Annotated in this window: 15 protein-coding genes and 1 pseudogene; 4 read left to right on the forward strand and 12 right to left on the reverse strand. The window is 44.5% G+C overall.

All coding sequences use genetic code 11. The annotated features are described in order from the left end of the window. Positions 1-129: 129 nt before the first annotated feature. Entirely contained in the window at positions 130-552 is a 423-nt protein-coding gene (locus tag QQL36_RS22985) for a hypothetical protein (protein WP_083726811.1), read from the reverse strand. Between the two features lie 340 nt (positions 553-892). Between QQL36_RS22985 and QQL36_RS22990 the strand changes: the two genes are divergently transcribed. Beyond that, a complete protein-coding gene (locus QQL36_RS22990; RefSeq protein ID WP_321566898.1) occupies positions 893-1,726 on the forward strand; it encodes a DJ-1/PfpI family protein in 834 nt (277 codons plus the stop codon). 210 nt (positions 1,727-1,936) lie between these two features. On the opposite strand, the gene QQL36_RS22995 is transcribed toward QQL36_RS22990, so the two are convergent. Next, entirely contained in the window at positions 1,937-2,773 is an 837-nt protein-coding gene (locus QQL36_RS22995; RefSeq protein WP_083726815.1) for an AraC family transcriptional regulator, read from the reverse strand. 90 nt (positions 2,774-2,863) lie between these two features. On the opposite strand from QQL36_RS22995, the gene QQL36_RS23000 reads away from it, so the two are divergent. Next, the gene (locus tag QQL36_RS23000) at positions 2,864-3,778 is read left to right on the forward strand and encodes an AEC family transporter (RefSeq protein WP_083726817.1); all 915 of its coding nucleotides are present in this window, start codon (positions 2,864-2,866) and stop codon (positions 3,776-3,778) included. Between the two features lie 312 nt (positions 3,779-4,090). On the opposite strand, the gene QQL36_RS23005 is transcribed toward QQL36_RS23000, so the two are convergent. The 3 genes from QQL36_RS23005 to QQL36_RS23015 all read right to left on the reverse strand — a co-directional run bounded on the left by QQL36_RS23005 (position 4,091) and on the right by QQL36_RS23015 (position 5,776). Next, positions 4,091-4,243 (reverse strand): hypothetical protein, encoded by a 153-nt coding sequence (locus QQL36_RS23005; RefSeq protein ID WP_179091247.1) that lies wholly within the window; start codon positions 4,241-4,243, stop codon positions 4,091-4,093. 42 nt (positions 4,244-4,285) lie between these two features. Beyond that, positions 4,286-4,738, reverse strand: a complete 453-nt coding sequence (locus QQL36_RS23010) for a hypothetical protein (RefSeq protein ID WP_083726821.1) — start codon at positions 4,736-4,738, stop codon at positions 4,286-4,288. A 270-nt stretch (positions 4,739-5,008) separates the two neighbouring features. Beyond that, entirely contained in the window at positions 5,009-5,776 is a 768-nt protein-coding gene (locus QQL36_RS23015) for a helix-turn-helix domain-containing protein (protein ID WP_321566899.1), read from the reverse strand. A 357-nt stretch (positions 5,777-6,133) separates the two neighbouring features. Between QQL36_RS23015 and QQL36_RS23020 the strand changes: the two genes are divergently transcribed. Next, positions 6,134-13,285 (forward strand): gliding motility-associated C-terminal domain-containing protein, encoded by a 7,152-nt coding sequence (locus tag QQL36_RS23020; protein WP_321566900.1) that lies wholly within the window; start codon positions 6,134-6,136, stop codon positions 13,283-13,285. Between the two features lie 444 nt (positions 13,286-13,729). Here QQL36_RS23020 and QQL36_RS23025 read toward each other — a convergent pair. Together QQL36_RS23025 and QQL36_RS23030 are read right to left on the reverse strand one after the other, a co-directional pair. Beyond that, a pseudogene (locus tag QQL36_RS23025) lies at positions 13,730-14,128 on the reverse strand (transposase); the annotation flags it as partial. Between the two features lie 11 nt (positions 14,129-14,139). Then, positions 14,140-14,904, reverse strand: a complete 765-nt coding sequence (locus QQL36_RS23030) for an IS110 family transposase (RefSeq protein ID WP_321566635.1) — start codon at positions 14,902-14,904, stop codon at positions 14,140-14,142. A gap of 154 nt (positions 14,905-15,058) precedes the next feature. Here QQL36_RS23030 and QQL36_RS23035 point away from each other — a divergent pair, with 154 nt between their 5' ends. Beyond that, positions 15,059-15,682, forward strand: coding sequence for a hypothetical protein (locus tag QQL36_RS23035; RefSeq protein ID WP_083730596.1), 624 nt, complete (start codon positions 15,059-15,061; stop codon positions 15,680-15,682). Positions 15,683-15,787: 105 nt separating this feature from the next. Here QQL36_RS23035 and QQL36_RS23040 read toward each other — a convergent pair whose 3' ends face one another. The 5 genes from QQL36_RS23040 to QQL36_RS23060 form a co-directional block, all read right to left on the reverse strand. Further along, a complete protein-coding gene (locus QQL36_RS23040) occupies positions 15,788-16,504 on the reverse strand; it encodes an AAA family ATPase (RefSeq protein WP_083730595.1) in 717 nt (238 codons plus the stop codon). Continuing rightward, positions 16,501-17,214 (reverse strand): YggS family pyridoxal phosphate-dependent enzyme, encoded by a 714-nt coding sequence (locus QQL36_RS23045; RefSeq protein ID WP_083730594.1) that lies wholly within the window; start codon positions 17,212-17,214, stop codon positions 16,501-16,503. The genes QQL36_RS23040 and QQL36_RS23045 overlap by 4 nt, the downstream gene beginning before the upstream one ends. 158 nt (positions 17,215-17,372) lie before the next feature. Continuing rightward, positions 17,373-18,194 (reverse strand): pyridoxal kinase, encoded by an 822-nt coding sequence (locus QQL36_RS23050; protein ID WP_321566901.1) that lies wholly within the window; start codon positions 18,192-18,194, stop codon positions 17,373-17,375. 146 nt (positions 18,195-18,340) lie between these two features. After that, positions 18,341-18,901 carry a thioredoxin family protein gene (locus QQL36_RS23055; protein WP_321566902.1) on the reverse strand — a complete coding sequence of 187 codons (561 nt, stop codon included), beginning with the start codon at positions 18,899-18,901 and terminating at the stop codon, positions 18,341-18,343. A 316-nt stretch (positions 18,902-19,217) separates the two neighbouring features. Beyond that, complete coding sequence (locus QQL36_RS23060) at positions 19,218-19,571, reverse strand: DUF6515 family protein (RefSeq protein WP_083723119.1); 354 nt, start codon at positions 19,569-19,571, stop codon at positions 19,218-19,220. Positions 19,572-19,574 lie beyond the last annotated feature (3 nt).

Below are 19,574 nucleotides of genomic sequence, written 5' to 3' on the forward strand. Positions count from 1 at the left end.
AATTTGACGGAGAGAAATTTGAACCATATGGTAAATAGTTTTGGCCCAAAATATCAAACCTGCTTCAGCGCTGCCTTTTGTAAGGACAGTCCTGAAGCAGTTACAGTCAGATTTAGTAGCTGCCCGGGACTATGCAATCCTGGGTAGTCTTACTGCAGTCAGCACAATGCACCCCGCTTGTTTGCTTCCATCCTTACAGGAATTATCCTGCAATATATCGGCCACTGCTGTATGTGTACCATAATGGGCTACTACGCCATTTACTACCCCTTCCATCAGTTCCATGTTGGAGTAATCATAAAATATAGGCTCGACCTTGATAATAGACCTGAATTCCTGTTCCAGCTGAAACCTGATTTTCTTCTCTACGTCAGGTAGTGCCTGTTCGTTACATCTCACGGCATTGATGATCACCTGGGTGTCCCATACGATTCGCTCTCTTACCCAGCCAAAATAGTTTTTCCCTGAAGTAATAATTTGCTCTTGTTTAAAGTTGTGATCAGGAATCAGTTTGTTGATCTCTTCAATGATGTGGCTTTTAGAGTAATCCATTTTAATTGTAATTTTTATCGAAGGTCTTTTTCAACTGTGAGATTAATACTCCCCGCATTGATAATTCATGTTCAAAATCTCACCATTGAGTGATCTTTGTCAGTCATAACATAAGACGTGGCATAGGCGGATTATCAATTCAACAATTTAGACAATTGTAGTTAAATAATCAAAAGCAGACCATTTTATTTATAACTTGCGGATGATGCAACTTCGTCTCATAACGGTCTACCCGCTACTGACCGGCTTTTACCGGTTTTTTGCATTGTCGGGGTTCCCTCCCTCGGCACGCCTGTTGGCGGTCTCCTAACGTTTACGAATATTTTTTAATTTTTTACTCATGAGAATGATTTTTTTAATCGTCTCCTTCTTAACGGGAGCAGTAGCGCTATATGCGCAAACGCCGGTTGTAAAAGTGGCGGTATTGTTATATCCGGGAATGGAACTGCAGGACTTTGCAGGCCCGGCAGATGTATTTATAAAAGCAGCGGAAATAACACGTGGAGAGTACCAGTTATATACCGTGTCAATGAAACAGGAATGGGTGTATTCAGAAGGACATGTGGGTATACAACCCGATTACACCATCCGGCAGATGCCAAAGATGGATGTCCTGGTGATTCCCGGTGCATCTATGGGAACGATTGATTCGCTTAGCAAGGATAGTGCGATGTTATCACTGCTCAGGCAGTACCAGGATAGTGTTTCTGTAGTAATGTCCGTATGCACCGGTGCTTATTTACTCGCGGCGGCTGGCTTGCTGGATCATCAGAAAGCCACGACCCACTTCTTTGTGGCGGATGATTTTGCGAAGGCATTCCCGGGCATCACATTGGTCAGAGACGTCCGCTATGTAGATGAAGGGAATATCCTGACCACCGCTGGTGTGACTTCCGGCATAGATGGCGCCCTGCGCCTGGTAGAACGCTATAGCGGAGACCGCATTGCGGCCATGGTGTCAAGGGGCATGCAGTATACCCCGCATAGGGAAGAAGCCTGGCCACAGGCGCCTACAGGTATGAACCTGAAAGGGGATGCGGATGTAATATGCGGGATGATAGCAATTGATAAAAATGTATATGCTGAGTACAAGGGGAAAAGGTATTATTTCTGCTCTGAAACCTGTAAAAAGGCCTTTCTGAAGAACCCTGGGAAGTATGTACCGGGGCCGTAGTCGCTATAGTATAGATTCGTTATTATACCGACACTTTAAGGTCACCAAAAGGGCACCTCATTATCCCTGGGATAATGAGGTGCCCTTTTGGTGACCTTAAAGTACCCTTTTGGCATTAAGGCTACAACGAAGCCAGAGCGTCAAAAGACGTTCAGCCACTACTGTATTTCATAGAAAGTATTCATTTCAGATGCAGTTGAGGGATCCGCATTAAGATGAATGGTCCTTTTTATAGGTGCGAAAGGTGGTGGTAGTTCTTTTCTTGAAATAATTGGAGAGGTGACTTTCGTCGGTAAAGCCAAATTCGTCGGCTATTTGCCGGAGGGTAAGCCCGGCAACTACGCGGCCTTCAATGAGTTTTATCCGGTAGTTGTCAATGTATTCTCTGAAAGAGATGCCATAGTTGTTTTTAAAGTATTTGCCGAAGTAGTTTTGAGAGATGTTGAAGGTTTGGGACAGGTGTTTTACCTGGATCTTTTCAGGTTCATAGATGTGTTGGTGAATGAAGGATATCAAAGCCTGCTTATCATTGTCCCAGGTATAGGGTGTATTCAGGTCTCCCCATTGTTGCTGGAATAGGGCGAAGAGCGAGAGGACCTGGTAGAAGATGAAAGGGGAGGAGAGGACTTCTTTGCTGTCTTTGGAGTCGATGAGGGTTTTGATGGTTCTGAGTAAATTAATTTGGGAAAGGTTATCCATGTTTAAACGCATTTCCTTAAATGCCTTGTTCCGCATCATCATTTCAGGCTGGAATTTTAGCAGTGCATTTGGCATGAGAGAACGTCTTTCACTAAAATAACTATCTGTGAATTTTATGACCCCAAAATGCGTTTTTCGCTTTATTTCCAGGTAATGGGTGTCCTCAGGAGAGATGAGGAACCAGTCATTGGCCCGGTAATCCACGACGTTGTTATTCAGGTGGTGCCTGCCACTGCCAGTGAAGATGTATACAATCTCATAATAGTTCTGAGAATGAGAAGGTTGGTGAAATTGTTCCTTGACAAACTCCTCAATCACTAAAGCGTCGAACTGCCGAAGTTTCTTCATAGCTTAAAATTACAAATTATTGGCGCTTTTTTGCAAGTTAATCCAGTGTAGGGTTTACCAATTTTGCAGGATAACTTTTGTTAAAGTAGAATGGATAATTTTATATTAATCGCTGTCTGCATGCTGGCAGGCATGTTGATGCAAAGGGCTAAATTATTACCTGCAGATGCCCATAAAGGAATCAATACCTGGTTACTGTACCTCGCATTGCCCGCAGTCTCGCTGAAATATATTCCTACCATACAGTGGTCGCTGTCCATGTTGTTTCCATTGGCATCGACGGTGATTGTGTGGGCGGGGAGTCATTTATTTACATCGTTATATTCAAAACATAAGCGATATGGGCAGCGGTCCAGGAGTACGCTGGAGCTGGCCAGTGGGTATAGTAATACGTCTTTTATAGGGTTTCCGCTGATCATCGCTTATTTTGGAGAACAGTACCTGAGTATAGCTATTATCTGCGACCAGGTATTGTTTATACTATTGTCTACAGCTGGGATTATTACGGCTATAAAGGGGGATCGTAAGTCAGGAACAGCGATAGAGGCCAAAATGATCCTGAAGAAACTGTTTACATTTCCACCTTTTATAGGTTGTATTACGGCGCTGACATTACCGCATTTTGTGAACCTGGCGCCGATAGAACCATTGTTTGGAAAACTGGCGGGTACGGTGGCGCCGCTGGCATTGTTCTCTATTGGGATGCAGTTGCGGTTTAATGGTTGGGAAAAACAGCGGGGACAGTTGTCAATGGTGTTATTGTATAAGTTGCTGATAGCACCGTTGCTGGTACTGGCAGCGGCCGTTATTACAGGGGTATGGGGTAATGTGGCGAAGATCAGCATTTTTGAAGCGAGTATGCCTACGTTTATTACGGCCAGTGTGGTAGCGGAGCAGTTTAACCTGAATTTCCGGCTGATCAACCTGATTATTGGTATAGGTATCCTATTGAGTCTGATGTCGACGTTTATGTGGGCGAATATCCTGCAGTATGTATACGGTTGATTTTTAATCGAATTCTAATCTGCTGGTAGGGAGGATTGCGCTAACTTGGACGCATGTTTTCTACCAGCAGATATTTATATCTTTCCTTGCAGACCTTCCCGAAAGGTTTTACTACAGTTATACCCCTGAAATCATTTCAATTTATTGATCACTTATCAGTAGTAGCCCGTGCTGCTATAGATTGATAGTAGAAACACATGGGTCCTTAGTCATAAGGAGTCTAATTGAGTTTATAGGTTTTTAAAGAAAAAACTTAGTTCGCAAAGAAATGGCCTGGCAGTCCTGCCAGGCCTTATAAACAGGTTGAGATCCTTATTCATTATCAACATAATATTTTTCATAATCGGTGATACCCAGCGACGCAAAAAAGTTCTTACTGGTTTCCCTCAGCTTTTTGTCAAATGCTTCCGGATCTGCTTCCATTTCAATAGCATGGCGCAAGCGTATCTGCCTTAACTTTGCCATAAATGGGCTGTTTTTTTCTGTCATGTACTTATATTTCATAATCTATGGATTTAAAATGTCACGGGGTGTCTTTATTTGAATAGACCTGTACCCCATTTCTTTGTTTATTTTATTAAAGAGTTCAATCTTTCCGGTGTTGACCATGTGCCTGAAATTCCAGCTGGCTAAAACATCGGCTCCCTGTAAAGTGGCTGTAGCAACATGAAGCGCATCTCCTTTACTTTTAATCGTTAAAGCCCCTGCTGCGATATACATTTCTGCCAGCATTTTTGCTTTAGGAGAATGCCTTGTAGATATCATGAACTTATAAGGAACCTGCCCGGGTTGCATCATTACTTCTTCCCTTGCTTCCTTTAGCTCTTCGATCACAAGATCAGAAATCATCATTTTTAATCTCCCCCTCTTGAATATGTTCAATAATTTAATACTGAACTCAGAGAATTCTTTGTCGAACATACCTCCAAATACCGAGGTATCTACATATACGACTTCCATTCAAAAATATTTAATTTTTGTTGAGATTTAAAACCCAAAAACTTCGGGAATTGCTTTAAAAAGAAGGGGATTATCTATATGCGGTTAACACGATCAAAAAGGATTTCGTATATCCTTCTACGATCATAAGAATATTAATTTACGAAAAAATACCTGAAAAAAATCTTCCTCCAATCACTCTCCCAAAATTTCTCTCATTTGCTTTCGGAGGAAGCAAAAAGCAGCCATACAAGCACCTTTCCCGGTGTATCTACCCAAAACAAAGAAATCTTATTTCCTCATTGCTCCCGGTGTCTCTCCCATATGCTTTTTAAAGAAAGCCGTAAAATGATTAGCATATTCAAAACCAAGACTATATGCAATATCTCCCACCGGCCAATCAGAATATCGCAACAACGCCACGCTCTCACTTACCATCCGCTCCGCTATCATCTGCCCGGTGGTTTTGCCCGTCGTTTGCTGTATCACAGCATTCAAATGATTTACATGCACCCCTAATTCCGCCGCAAAATCTGCGGGTTTTCTCAACTTTAAAGGCATACCAGGGTCCACCACCGGATATTGTTTTTCAAGCAGATTTATAAACCGGGATTTTAGTCTGTCAGTAGCATTTTGTACTTGCAATAAACTCGTCTCATGCATGAGTAATCCAATCAGTTTACACGCACTGTCAAATCTATGCATATCATCTGAATGATAAGCCTGTACTAATTGATCGAAGTAAAAACGAATTCTCTTTAATGCCTGATCTTCAGGATAAAATATTTGAGTAGTTGTTGGAAACAATCGCCTGGTATGATCATCCATCAACTCCTTTGTAAAGATGCACCAATACCCGTTCCGCTGTCTCCCTGCCGGCACAAAACTACAAGCCGCCAAAGGAGGTAAAAATATCAACGCAGGTTGTTGAACCTTTTTACCACCATTTTCCAGCTGCAACACCCCCTTTTGTAAGATCAGCCATATCCTATAAAAATCCCGGCGCACAGGCGCTTCATTATTCACTTGATAATGAACTGCTTTGAAAGAAGTAGCCATAAACCATTTTTACAAAACTACTAAAATCAAAGAATGTCAAACAGCCAAAACTATTTTCACATCATTAAACTAACATTAGAAAAATACGCCACCCTAATTATGTATAGATGAGGCAGTTACTGGCTTTTAGCTTATGGATGCTTAAAATATAACATATAAAAATTATTAAATACAATGATTTCCTGTTAAATTTGAACGATTATCCAGCATTCCCTGCCTATGATTAAAAAATACACCTTTCCTTGTTTTCTAAGGAACAAGGACTTTTTCATCTTCCCGGATTGTATCATCCCGGACTCCTTATCCCAGAATAAATGATGCGGCTGGCATTGTTGTGTTTCACTTAATTAATTGAAGATGAAAAGGTTTTTGTTTTTATTTGTTTGTCTGTGTGTGTTCTCTGAGATTGTCAGCGCACAAACTATTTACATGAATATTCCTGATACTGTCTGCATGTCTACCAACAATGGGACATCCGATCAGGCTAAGTTTACGAGTATCACTGCTTACCTTGCGACCGGACAAACCGGTAGTACCGTCTGGACCATCCAAACACCCGGCGGCACCGATGTGGACTATTCGATCCTGTACTCGTCGAGCACGTCTGCGATCAAGGCAAATCAACTCACATCGAACGCGCTCACGCTCCAGTTTCTCAACGCAGGTACCTATATCTTTACGGCAAATATGACGTACAGCAATGGTACCGTGTACACAAAAAGAGATACATTGGTTGCTATAGATTGTACCATGTCCACCTGTAATGGTGGCAACGCTACTATGCCAGGTTTCTCTGAAGACTTTGGCACACTGGCCAGTAATGCCAGTAAGAAAGAATATTCTCCATCCACTGCGATTACGTATAACTACGATGGTTCTTCTACAATCGGTATGGCTACAAACGGTTACGCTATTTCCAACACTACGCATTGGGCGGCTGACTGGATCACCACATCCGATCATACGGGTAGTAACAGAGGTGGTATGCTGGTAGCCAATGCCGATGCTGACACACGTACCTTCTTCACCAAGGAAGTGAGTGGTCTTTGCAGAGGTGCTGTATACAATTTCAGTGCATGGCTTATCAACGTAGATAGTTCCATTACCCTTACTAAGAACTGTCCGGATTATAAATATGCCGGTGTCACCTTCCAGATCCTGAATGCGGTCAATACCAACCAGGTATTAGGAGAGTTTAAAACCTATGCCGTATCTATGAACCTGGCTGGCAGACAATGGCAGCGATATGGTGGTACGTTTACTGTACCTACCAGTGTGACCGATGTAATTGTACGTATTAAGAATAGCTATCCCGGTGGTTGTGGCAATAACATCGCCATCGACGATATTGAATTTACCTATTGTAGCCCTGTCATCACCGCATCCATCGAAGGTAATTCCGAGAGCCTGAGAGAAGTATTGTGTGAAGGCGCACCTACTATTCTGACTTCTTCTTATACCCCTGCAACTTATTTTTCAAATGCCGAGTACCAATGGGAAATGTCTGACGATGGTGGTGTCACCTGGTTCGACGTACCATACGGTACCGCTACCAATGATACTCTTGTCATCGCTGAGGGCGAACTCACCGGCACTAAAGATGTTGCCGCTGATTACTACTTCCGTGTACGCATCTTCGAAAATGGTTCTTCTTCCGAAACCTGTGCCGCGCCATCTTCATCTGTGAAACTCACCATCCTGCCTATGCCACAACTGACGCTCACCAAGAGCCAGGTATGTGCCGGTGCTACTGTAGACCTGCAGGCATCAGGTGGCTTTGATGAATTTAAATGGAGCGATACGACTTATGTAGGTCCGACCCGTTCTATTACATTGTTACGAGATACTTCTATCACCGTATATGGTTATGTATATTATGGCGTAGATGGTGGTAAGACCTGTGTGGACTCAAACAGTGCGTCTATCAAAGTGGATGATGAACCAATCGTGGAGATCGGAGCTTCTGCCACTACATTGTGTGTGGGTAGCAGGGTCACATTATCTGTGAATGAGATCCTGGGTACTACCGCAGATTCTATCTTCTGGTACAAAGGTGTACCAGGTACCGGTCAGTTGCTCTCCGACTTTACAGGTCAGACTTCTATGGTCTACAATACAGAGACCATAGCAGATAGCGTGTTCTATGTAAGGGTCGTCCAAAGTAGTTGTGAGGTCACGTCGGCGCCGTTCTACCTGCACCTCACGGAGATCCCTGTACCTGATCCCGGTACAAGTCAATTTGCTTGTGTATCCAACAATTCAACGGGTACCTTCACTATGAACCGCACGCAGTTAACAGGTACTACCGGCGCCTGGCAGATCATCGGTATCGAAGGCCCTGGAATTTCAGGGGCAACCGGCGATATCAATTTTGATGATTACGTGAGCATGAATAAAAAGAACCCGAAAGCGACTGTGACACTGACCAATGTTGGTACCACCGTATACCTGCAATGGAAGGTGACAGCCAGCAACAATGCTGCATGTATCGGTTATGCCTATGATACCCTTACCTGGATGTCAGAAGGAACACGTGCTTATGTAGATAGCGCCATGACACAGTGTGGTACTGCCAATGTGTTTACCATGGCTGCCAATGAGCCGAATGTAGACCTCACGGATGAATTCGAAGAAACGGGCACCTGGACCTTATTGTCCGGTACAGCTACCATTGCAGATACGAATGCCTATAATACGACGGTGACAGTACCCGCAGGTAATTATCAGGACGTGGTATTACAATGGAGCATTTCGAACAAGGCAGCATGTGGTATTACCTATGATACAGTCACCTTACATTATAAAGATATACCAACAGCGACCGTGAGTCCTGTTACTACCTGTGCATCTACAGGTACATTTGATCTGAACCCTTCGGCGATCACCGGTGGTCCGACCTATTATGCAATCACCAGTACGATGAGTGGGTTTACAGCAGTACCGACTACGGCGATCACTGCATGGCCCGTTGCGGTAAGCATCCCGACAACGACGCCGGCAGGTACATATACTTTCCAGCTGACCATCAGCAATGATAGTCTGGGTTGTACAAACACCATTCCTTTCACTGTAAATGTTCAATCTGGTTCTGTAGATCCTACAGGCGTAACCGTAGGTGCTCCAATCATCTGTGAAAGCGGTACCACTACGCTGACAGTAGAAGGCGGTAGTCTGGCGAAGAATGCAGATGGTACAGACGCAGCCAGTTGGGTATGGTATGCAGGCGGTTGTGGTACAGGTACGGCAATAGGTACCGGCAGTACCATCACAGTACCGGTTACAGCAACTACTACTTATTATGTAAGAGCAGAAGGTACAGCTACCTGTGCAGGTTCTAACTGCGCAAGCGGTATCGTCACCGTATATGACAAACCAGCTGATGCCGATGCTGGTGCAGATGCAAGTCACTGTAGTGACTCTGTGTTTGTGATGAGTGCAAATGCACCATCCATCGCAACCGCAACGGGTGCGTGGACAGTCGCCAGCGGTACTGCAAGAATTGCGGATACCACCAGCAACACAACTACGGTATATATTAAACCGGGTAATACCGCCACCCTGACATGGACCATTACCAATGGTGCATGTGTTACTTCAGATAATGTAACCATTGCCAACTACGCATTGCCGGGTACTACTAATAAAGGTGTAGACACCATCAGTCAATGTAATAATACATCGTTCGTCATGTCAGCAACAGGTACCGGTAACTGGAGTTTCCTGCCGGGAACTGCGGCTACAGTGAGCGATGCCACCAGTCCAACCGCGACTATCACACTGCCTGCAGGTGATACGGCGACTGTAATCTGGAATGCTACGAATGGCTTGTGTACAAGCGCTGACAGCACCTTCCTGCGCAACTATGCTATTCCTGAAGATGCCAATGCCGGCGCTGCCCAGACCCATTGTAACGATTCGCTCTTCCACATGGCAGCTGCGACATCTGCTTACCAGGGTACCTGGTCTGTGCTCAGTGGTACGGCTACCATTGCCGCTGCTGACCTGCACAACCCAACTGCCAATGTTATTGTATTAGTAAATACAACCGCTACCTTACAGTGGGTCCTGACCAATGGCTCCTGTACGGGTAATCCTGCAACTGTTACCTTAAGCAATATCGGTGGCGTATTGGGTAATGCCATCTCTGCCAACCAGGTGCTGTGTGCATCAGAAACACCGGCTACCCTGACTGGTACTACCACCGTAAGCGGTGGCGATGGTACCTACGCTTACCAGTGGCAGATGAGTACTACGAATGCAACCACCGGTTTCTACAATGTGACTACCGGTACCGGCGGCACTACGGCTGCTTATACACCAGTGGCACTCACTGCTGATACCATCTGGTTCAGAAGAATCGTGACCTCCGGTTGTAGCGGTAGTTCTATCAGTAATGTCGTGAAACTGCAACGTATCAGTACACCACCGGTAGTGGTATCAGTGCCGGCTTCTACCAATGCCAGCTGTATGCCGGGCAATGACTACACCACGCTCTTTGGCACACCGGTGTTCAGTCATGCACCATATACAAATGAAACACTGACCGTTACCTACACAGATAATACGACTACACCAGATGTCTGTACCACAATCATTATGCGCACCTGGACAGCGGTAGATCGTTGTGGGCTGACTGCTACCGCACAGCAAACCATTATAGTGAAGGATACTACCGGACCGGTGTTCACAACGACCGCTCCTGCAAATGTGACGGTAAGCTGTGATAACATTCCGGCAATAGTTTCCCTGACTGCAAATGATCTCTGCTCCGGTACATTTACAGTAGCGCCAATCGAGCAAAGGGTAGACATGCCTGGTCAGTGTACCAATAATTATTACCTGATCCGTAAATGGGTAGCGGTAGATAATTGTGGTAATCCAAGCGATACCCTGAAACAAACTATCACCGTGAAGGATACCACCGGACCTGTGTTCGATGGTACTGCTCCGGCGAATATTACGGTGGATTGTGACAAGCTGCCTGCTGCAGCAACCATGACCGCTACAGACAATTGTACAGCAGGGACCATTACGGTAACGCCTGTAGATACCAGGCAGAATATTTCTGGTAGCTCCTGTACCAATACTTACCAGATCACCCGTACATGGACGGCGATAGACGCCTGTGGTAATATCTCCGCCCTGAAACAGATCATCACAGTTGTAGATACAACGAAACCTGTCTTCTCTGTAATGCTGAGAGATACCACTGTGAATTGTGACCAGGTACCTGCTGTTGCATCCGTAACAGCAACTGATAATTGTACGGCAAATGTGACGGTATCCGTGAACCAGACCAAAGTATTCCTGAGCACTACCTGCGCCAGCAATTACAGCCTGACACGTACCTGGACAGCGACAGATGGTTGTGGTAACACGGCCACTATGAAACAGGTGATCACTGTACAGGATACCACCAGACCCGTATTCACCGTAGCGCCTCCGGGTGATACAACGGTGAACTGTGATGCTGTACCAGCTACACCATCCAATGTGGTGGCTACTGATAATTGTAGTACCGTGAAGATCAGCTATTCTCAATCCAAAGCAACCATCAGCGGTGCCTGCGCAAACAACTACCAGCTGATCAGAACATGGGTTGCGAAAGATGAATGTGGTAATACTAATACATGGAAACAAACTATCACGGTACAGGATACCACCAGACCCGTGATTGGTACAGCTCCTGCTGATGCCATCGTATCCTGTGGCGGTACCATCCCTGCAGAAGCTACCTTGTATGCAAGTGATAATTGCGATGCCAACTTCCCTAAGCGCGCTACCATGACCACAGATCCTTATACAGTGGATGTATGTAATGGTTATACCATCACAAGAAGATGGAATGTGACAGATGCATGTGGTAATGCAGCGATCGAAAAAGTGCAGGTGATCACCATCACCGCATGTCCGAAACCACAGCTGGATACGACCATGCCTGTGAACTGTTCTGACAATTCGAAATTTGCACTGCTGCTGTTGAATAAGGTCAATAAACCTAAATTCACGCTGCAAAGTGTAACGCCGGCCAGCGCTGTTACTGCGCCGCTCACACAAACCAGCAATGTGTTTGACCTGAATGGTGCTACAAAAGCTACGTTTGTGGTAACAGACGGCGTAACGGGGTGTGTATCTGATCCGGTGACGTACAACCTGCGGTATGTAGAAAAGCCAACAGTGAACCTGGGTAATGATACTGCGATCTGTACAGGTAATACGATTACCCTGGATGCAGGTGTAGACAATGCCAGCAACGGATATGGTATCGTATGGAGTACAGGGGTAACAACACAACAGATCACGGTGGCTGCAGGTGGTACTTACTATGCAACAGTGACCAACAGTGGTTGTGCGGCAACAGATTCTATTAAAGTAACTATCAATAATCCACCTACCGTAGCGATCCGCGATACCACTATCTGTGAAGGCAGCCCCGTAAAACTGAATGCTTATATACAGGGCGCTACCTACGCATGGAGCACCGGTGATACCGGCCCTTCTATCACAGTCAATACGACTGGTACTTATAATGTAGACGTATTCCTGAATGGCTGTACCGTGACAGATGATGCAACTGTAAATGTAGCCACGCCGCCAGCTATAACATTGACTTCAGATACTGCGGTATGTGCTGGTCAGAGCGTAACATTGGAAGTAGAACCGGATGGAGGTACAGCGGTATGGTCAGATGGATCACTCACAAATACCATCAGCGTATCGAGACCTGGTGATTATTGGGTGACTGTAACGAAGAATAGTTGTGTGGTGACAGATACAGTGAGCGTGACCAACAAGGGAGATGTAGGACTGGATCTGGGCGTAGATAAGGATATTTGTTCAGGAGGTTCTGTAATACTGAATGCAACAAATGAAAATGTAATTTCTTATCTATGGAATGATGGTACGACCGATCCGATCAAGGAAGTAAACACACCTGGTAAATATATCGTGACGGTGCTGGACAAATACTGTAACCTGACATCTTCTGATAGTATCAATGTAACGGTAGCGGGTATAGGTACCTTCACACTGGGTAATGATACGACCATTTGTGAAGGTCAGGTACTGACCCTGAAAGTAAGCACGGGTACAGGTAATAGTATTAAGTGGCAGGATGGTGCGACTACTTCCAGGTATGTAGTAACAAAGACTGGTTATTATACTGCGACTATTTATAATGAATGTGGTTCAATGACGGAAGGTATTACAGTCAATTATAAGGCTTGTAATGAGCAAACAGTGATGGTGAATGCATTCACACCAAATGGAGATGGTAATAATGATTACTTCAGACCGGGCGTGAGCGGTACGATGATCGATTATGATCTGAGTGTGTTCAACCGCTGGGGTGTGCTGATCTATAGCTCCAAAGAAGCAGGTACCGGATGGGATGGACGATTTAAAGGAATGCTGGTGGAGGAAGGTACTTATTTATGGATAGTGAATTATAGAAAAGCAAGTGGTGGAGAGAAGTTGACACTGAAAGGAAATGTGACAGTCATTAAATAAAAAAGGAAGAGGGTGTAAATAAATGCACTGAGCATTATCTACCTCTATTAGGTATTCGAATAAGAAAAGGGGGCGTCTCAAAACTTCGGGACGGCCCCTTTTTCTTTGAAATGGTTTTCATTCCCGTTGGTGAATTGCCTCTTTCATGAATGTTTTATTCGGTTACCTGAATTCTCGTACATGCAATTCTCATGGCCTTCCAGTTACTTAGGATACATCCTCTTTTCTTTGAAAATAGTTCGTCCAGGCCATAATTTGATATGACTCTATAGGATTAAAATTTTCTTTTCGTGCTTATAGCAACAATCGTTTGTACTTAGAGTCTTAAATCAGTTTTTTCTACAGGCTGAAAAAGCACCAATAAAAGGTCGATTTTTGTAACTTAGTAATCTTATTGAGATGGGGGTAATGCCTCAAGCTCGCGCAGGCGTCTGAGATAATTATTTATCTGCGCCTGCTTTCTTTTTTTAGCCACTCCTGATTATCAGGTTCCATATATGGCACTCTATTTTTGAGTATAAAATAAGCGGCAATTAGGATTTTGTGTGAAATTGCAATAAGTGCTCGTTTTTTGCCTCTTCGTATACTCAAAGTATAATATTTTCTTTTCAGATAAGTATCTTTCGTATGTGCTGCAGCCCATGCTGCTTCCACGAGTGCGGTTTTAAGGGATCTGTTGCCATGATTGATTCTTTCACTTTTCTTTTTTCCGGCACTTTCATTATTACCAGGACATAAACCACACCAACTAGCCAAATGATGCTGATTAGGGAACGCATGCATATCTGTACCTATTTCGGCTAAGATGGCGGTAGCTGTTTGTTTTTGTACTCCGGGAATAGTCTGAAGTAATTTTACTTCTTCCTCCCATTTTTTAAGTACTGATCTATACGGTTATCCACCTGACCAAGTAGGTCATTTAGCTGTAAAATAACAGTTTTAGACAGGCTGAGCATAAAACGGTGATGCTCATTAAGATGGCCTTCTAATGCAAGAATAAGCTCTTGTTTTTTGATTTTGAGCCTACCTTTTGCCAAATTGGCCAATATCATAGGATCCTGTTCTCCTTCAATAATGGCAGTGATCATTGACCAGCCACTTACACCGAATACATCACTGACTACAGTGCTCAATTTGATATTGGCTGTCTCTAAAATGTTCTGTAACCGGTTATATTCACTGGACCGCTGTCCTATTACTTTACGTTTGTATCGGTACAATTCCCGTAATTCGCGAGTGTATTGCGGTGGAATAAAACTTCCCTTTAGTAGCCCGCTTAGCAATAATTTTGCAATCCAGGCACTGTCATTGCGATCGGTCTTATGCCCCGGCACATATTTAATATGCCGGGCATTGACCAGAATAAGTTCAAAGTGAGGTTCCAGTATATTAAAAACAGGCTTCCAGTAAACCCCCGTGCTCTCCATTGCGACATGTGTAATGCCGGATTCTTCAAGCCAAGCTACCAGGTCCCTAAGTGAACTTGTGAAAGTGCTAAAAGTGCGGGTTTGTTCTTCCAACCCATTTCCTCTGATGGTGGCTACTACATTCTCCTGGTGAACATCGAGGCCACAGCCGCGACTCACAACCTGTTCAAAACTGATATGTGATTGTTCCATGGTAGTACTTTTGTCGAAGGTACCACCATTTTCATAGTCGTTTGTGAACCCGGTTCATGAGGGTTTTTTCTGAAAATGGTTTTCATTCCCCGTTGGTGAATTCCCTCTTTCATGAAGGTTTTAATTCGGAATAATAATTGATGTGGTGATAGGTATGAAAACGAACCTCATTTTAGCCTTGTTAATACTGGCAGCATGCAATTCAAAACCTGGTGCTGTTTCCGAAAAAGATTCCACCATAGCAGCCCCTGCTGCGCCAACTCCTGTAGCAGTGCCCGTACCTTCTACTGATCCGGTTGCACCCAATGAAGCTTACCTCATCGTACCGGGCAAAGCAATAGGGAATACCCATATTAATGATAATATGGACTCAGTAATCAAATTGCTGGGAAAACCTGATGATGGGGATGCGGCTATGCAGAAATCAGTCGTCATTTATTACAAAGGTGCATATGCAACTTCAATATTGTCTGCCCGCAATCCGGATGGAGACAATCCGATTGCCAAAGTAAAACAGATCAGGGTGACATCGCCTGCATTTAAAACGGAAGATGGTTTGCATGTTGGATCTTCGATAGATGAATTAAATGCAATGTACCAGTTGAGGAAAACGACTACTTATACAGGAGCCGGTGGTGAATGCACAGTATGGGATGCTGGTCATGGCATTGCTTTTGAAACAGATCCTGCCAAAAACTGTATTGCTGTGATTGTGTATTCTCCGGAAGGACCCTATCAGGGAGCAGCACTGAATATCCGGCCTAATCGCAAACCCTGAATGATGATATCAGCGATTTGTAAATAAATCGCTTTTTCAGATTGTGGATCCAGTTGTATTTCTAATTTCCAGGGACGTAGCATTGTGGTTTTAACTCTGCGATGATCATTGATTTTCGTGTGCTTCCAGCTCTGCGATGATGCGTTTCTTCATGGAGGTATGAATGTAGTCTTTTACCTCTGCATAAGAGATGCCGTATCTGCGTTCCAGGTCCTGCAGGTGAGCGGGAAATGGCGCCAGCATTTTATCATAGTAACCATCCAGGTCTTCGTCGGAAGGTAATTCATATTTGATCTTTAACTGAAACCTGCGCAGGATGGCGGGATCAATCATTTCGTAGTGATTGGTGGCACAGATCAGCAGACTCTCTGCAGGCAGGTAGTCGATTTCCTGGATGAGGGAGTTCACGAGCCGGCGCATTTCGCCTACGTCGTTGTCTTCATTATTGTCACGGGTTTTACCCATCAGGTCAAACTCATCGAGGAAGAGCACAGACTTTTGTCTGGCAGAAAGATCGAATAATGACTTTAGATTTTTTGAAGTTTCGCCGATACGGGACGATACGAGGTTACTCAGGTTTACGATGGTGATCTTTTTTTTCAGGGCAGTGGCGATCGCTTTGGCAGTCGTGGTTTTGCCGCAGCCGGACTGGCCGTGTAAGAGGATCTTATTGTCGATCTGTAAGCCGTATTTCTTCAGCTCATCGAGGTATTTGTATTCTTTGATCACCTGGGCTAGGGCCACTTTATTTTCAGGTGTAAAGAAGATCTCATCAAAATCAACATTTACCGTTTCCTGTATAGTAAGGTCGTATACGCTCATGATATAATTTCGTTTTCATTCCAGATTTCCTTGCCTAAAAAGCGATTGCCGAAAATGGAGGTACCTACACGTACGATGTTGGATCCTTCGGCAATGGCGGTTTCCAGGTCTTGTGACATGCCCATGGAAAGTTGCAGGTGATTCATACCCATGCGTTCCTTAATTGTTTTTAATAACCTTAAAGGAGGGCGCATTTTTTCAACTTCCACATCCAGCAGACCGATTGTCATTAAGCCTTTGATATGTAGCGTATCCAATTTTTGGATGGCTTTGATGAAGGCATCGACATCTTCAGGTGGCACCCCGAATTTGCTTTCTTCATAAGAGGTATTGACCTGTATGAAGACGTCGAGGCGCCGGCCTTCGCTTTGCAGGCGTTTGTCCAGTTCCTGTGCGATGGATACCCGGTCCAGCGATTGGATGCAACTTACATATTTTAGAACATCTTTGATCTTATTGGTTTGCAAATGTCCGATAAAATGGCGTTCGATGCGCAGGTCTTTCAGGGCTTCGTGCTTGTCGCGGAACTCCTGGACTTTGTTTTCGCCGATCAGGGTTTCGCCGGCTTCGATGGCGATGCGTATTTTTTCCGGGGGGACTGTTTTGGTAGCGAGGAGTAGGCGTACTTCTTTTTCATCACGGCCTGCGGTTTGGCAGGCGTTCCTGATCCGTTGGTGAACGGTTTGAATGTTATTTTTTATTTCCTGCATAGGCTGCAATGAGTTTATTGCAAAAGGTGAAAAACTTGTTGTTCATTTCAGAGAAGTCAGCGTCCGGTTTTTGGGTCTCGTCTTCCTTGCGTTGGCCCAAAGGAGGTATGCACCAGGCGCTAGGCCTCGTGGATGATAAAGTGTATGTGCATAGTCTGTTATTTTAGCAGGTCCAGGTGCTTCATGAGGGCAGCTGCACTCAGTTCTTTTTCATTGACAGACTGAACATAAATGAGTGTGCGATAGATGAAGTCCATGGCAATGCGGATAGCTTGATCGATGCTTTTTCCGAGCGTGAGCTGGGAGGTAATGATGGCGGTGAACAGGTCGCCGGTGCCGGTGGTCTCAAGGGCGATTTTAGGACCGTTGAAGCGGATTGTTTCTCCTTTCTGGATTAATATCACTTCCATGACCTCAGGCGGCGTATCGGTCAGATTTGCACTAGTGAGAACGATTGTTTTATCCCTGAGGATGTCGTGTTGCTGGATGGCGGTTTTTAGTTCGTCGATAGTTTTGAATGGATGTTGAAGAATAAATTCCAGTTCCCAGTGATTGGGAGTGAGGATATGAGCGAGTGGTAATAGTTTATTGACGGAGTAGGTCGCGATTTCTTCTTCGAAATAGAGACCGCCACAGTGGAAGTCGCCGAAGACAGGGTCGTAGACGAATTTCAGGTGTGGGTATTGTAGGGCCGTATTGGCGATGATGTCGATATTTTCGGGGAGGTTACAGAAGCCGCTGATGAGGTAATCTGCGTCAGCAGGGATGCTGATGGCGCCGATGCCTTTTACCAGGTCGGATAGTAAGGCAGGGGAGATAGCTTCGCCAAAGATCACCGGGTGGCCGGTGTGGGCGGATAAGAAAACGGTAGGCAGTAAGGTCAGGTCGATGCCATGGAGCTGGATGGCGAACCCTGCAATGTTATTGCCTACGTAGCCGCTGGCTACCTGGCTTTGGATACTGATAATGTTTTTTGGCATACGCAAATGTAAGGAGATACTGGATTAGGCAGGTAGGCCAAAAGTGATAAAAGTGGGTAGTCCAGGGGTGGTTTTAAGAGGTTGGTATTTTAAAAGATTAACATTTTTAAAGAGCGAATGCTTTAGAATGTTAAAACTTTAATTGGTCATAGCTTTAAAAGTTCCGTCATCTCCTTTTGCAGATCCTGCCCTTTATTCGCATTATACCACTTTTGAATTTCCATCTTAACCGTGTCAAAGTCTGCCTTTTCCGCTGTCAGGCGTGTATACATTTCCTGGCAATCTTTTGGTCTGGGTCCCCAGGTGGCAAGATCATATCCATCCGCATTGCGGATGATAAGTTTTGGAATAGACTTTCCGTTATTCGTAAGGTATTGATTTATTCTGAAAGGCTCGCTGTCTCTTAACTCATAAGTGATTTTAATGAGCGGGTTTAGATGACTTGCCATTTCAAGGAAGGGTACGCTATGTGCTGCATCGCCACACCATGGTTCAGTAATGATGATCCAGTGTTGGTATTCGTTTATATTTTGAATAGCAGTTTTGAATGCATAGGTGAGTTTGCCGGTTTTCAACCACCGGTTCATTCTGGTCCAGTTTAGTTTTGTGTAATCCAGATAGTGAGGATTGTCGTATGGTGCTGGTTGCTCCTCGTCTTTTTTATTGAGTATCGTCTCAAATTGATCACAATAATCTTTGAATGTCATGTTACAAATATAGTAATTAATTCATGCGCCTATAGGCGGTGGGGTATAGCCTACATGTGTTTTGAATAAGCGGGGGAAGTGTTGTGGGTTATTTAAACTTCGGCTCATAGGCGATCCGGGTGATAGATTAGCAGTGATGACTGTGCATATGCAGGTAGAAGGAGAAAGGCATTCGAAGGTGTTTTGGGATTTGTGGGGAAATAAGGTTGGGAAAAGATAATGCTGGTTAAATAAGGTTGTGGAATAATGCTGGGTAATAATAAAATAACCGGCCCCTTTTCAGAGGGCCGGTTATTTTTTACCAAGGTATCGAGTTTTACCAAGGTCTCTCGGTCACAACGTAAGAGTGAGGTCTTACTTCTCTGTAGTACACATTTCCTCTGTGATAATACCTAACGCCTCTGTGTACACGCGTTTTATAACCTCTTGGTATAAAATCTACTGCCATGCCTGCAGGCGGTGCAGCTAATCTTTGATATCCTCCATTTACGGGGCGGTAATACCTGCCACTTGTATAATGATAATTAACTCCCTGATAAGCCACTACTCTTGGATGTCCGGGCACGTTCTTTACCACCACTGCTTTTTCTCTATGACGGTGTTGAGCAGATACCTGCATGGTAACACCGGTAAAAAGAATCATCAGGATTAAAACAATTTTCGCTTTCATAAC

The organism is Chitinophaga sp. LS1, assembly GCF_034274695.1.
GTDB lineage: Bacteria > Bacteroidota > Bacteroidia > Chitinophagales > Chitinophagaceae > Chitinophaga.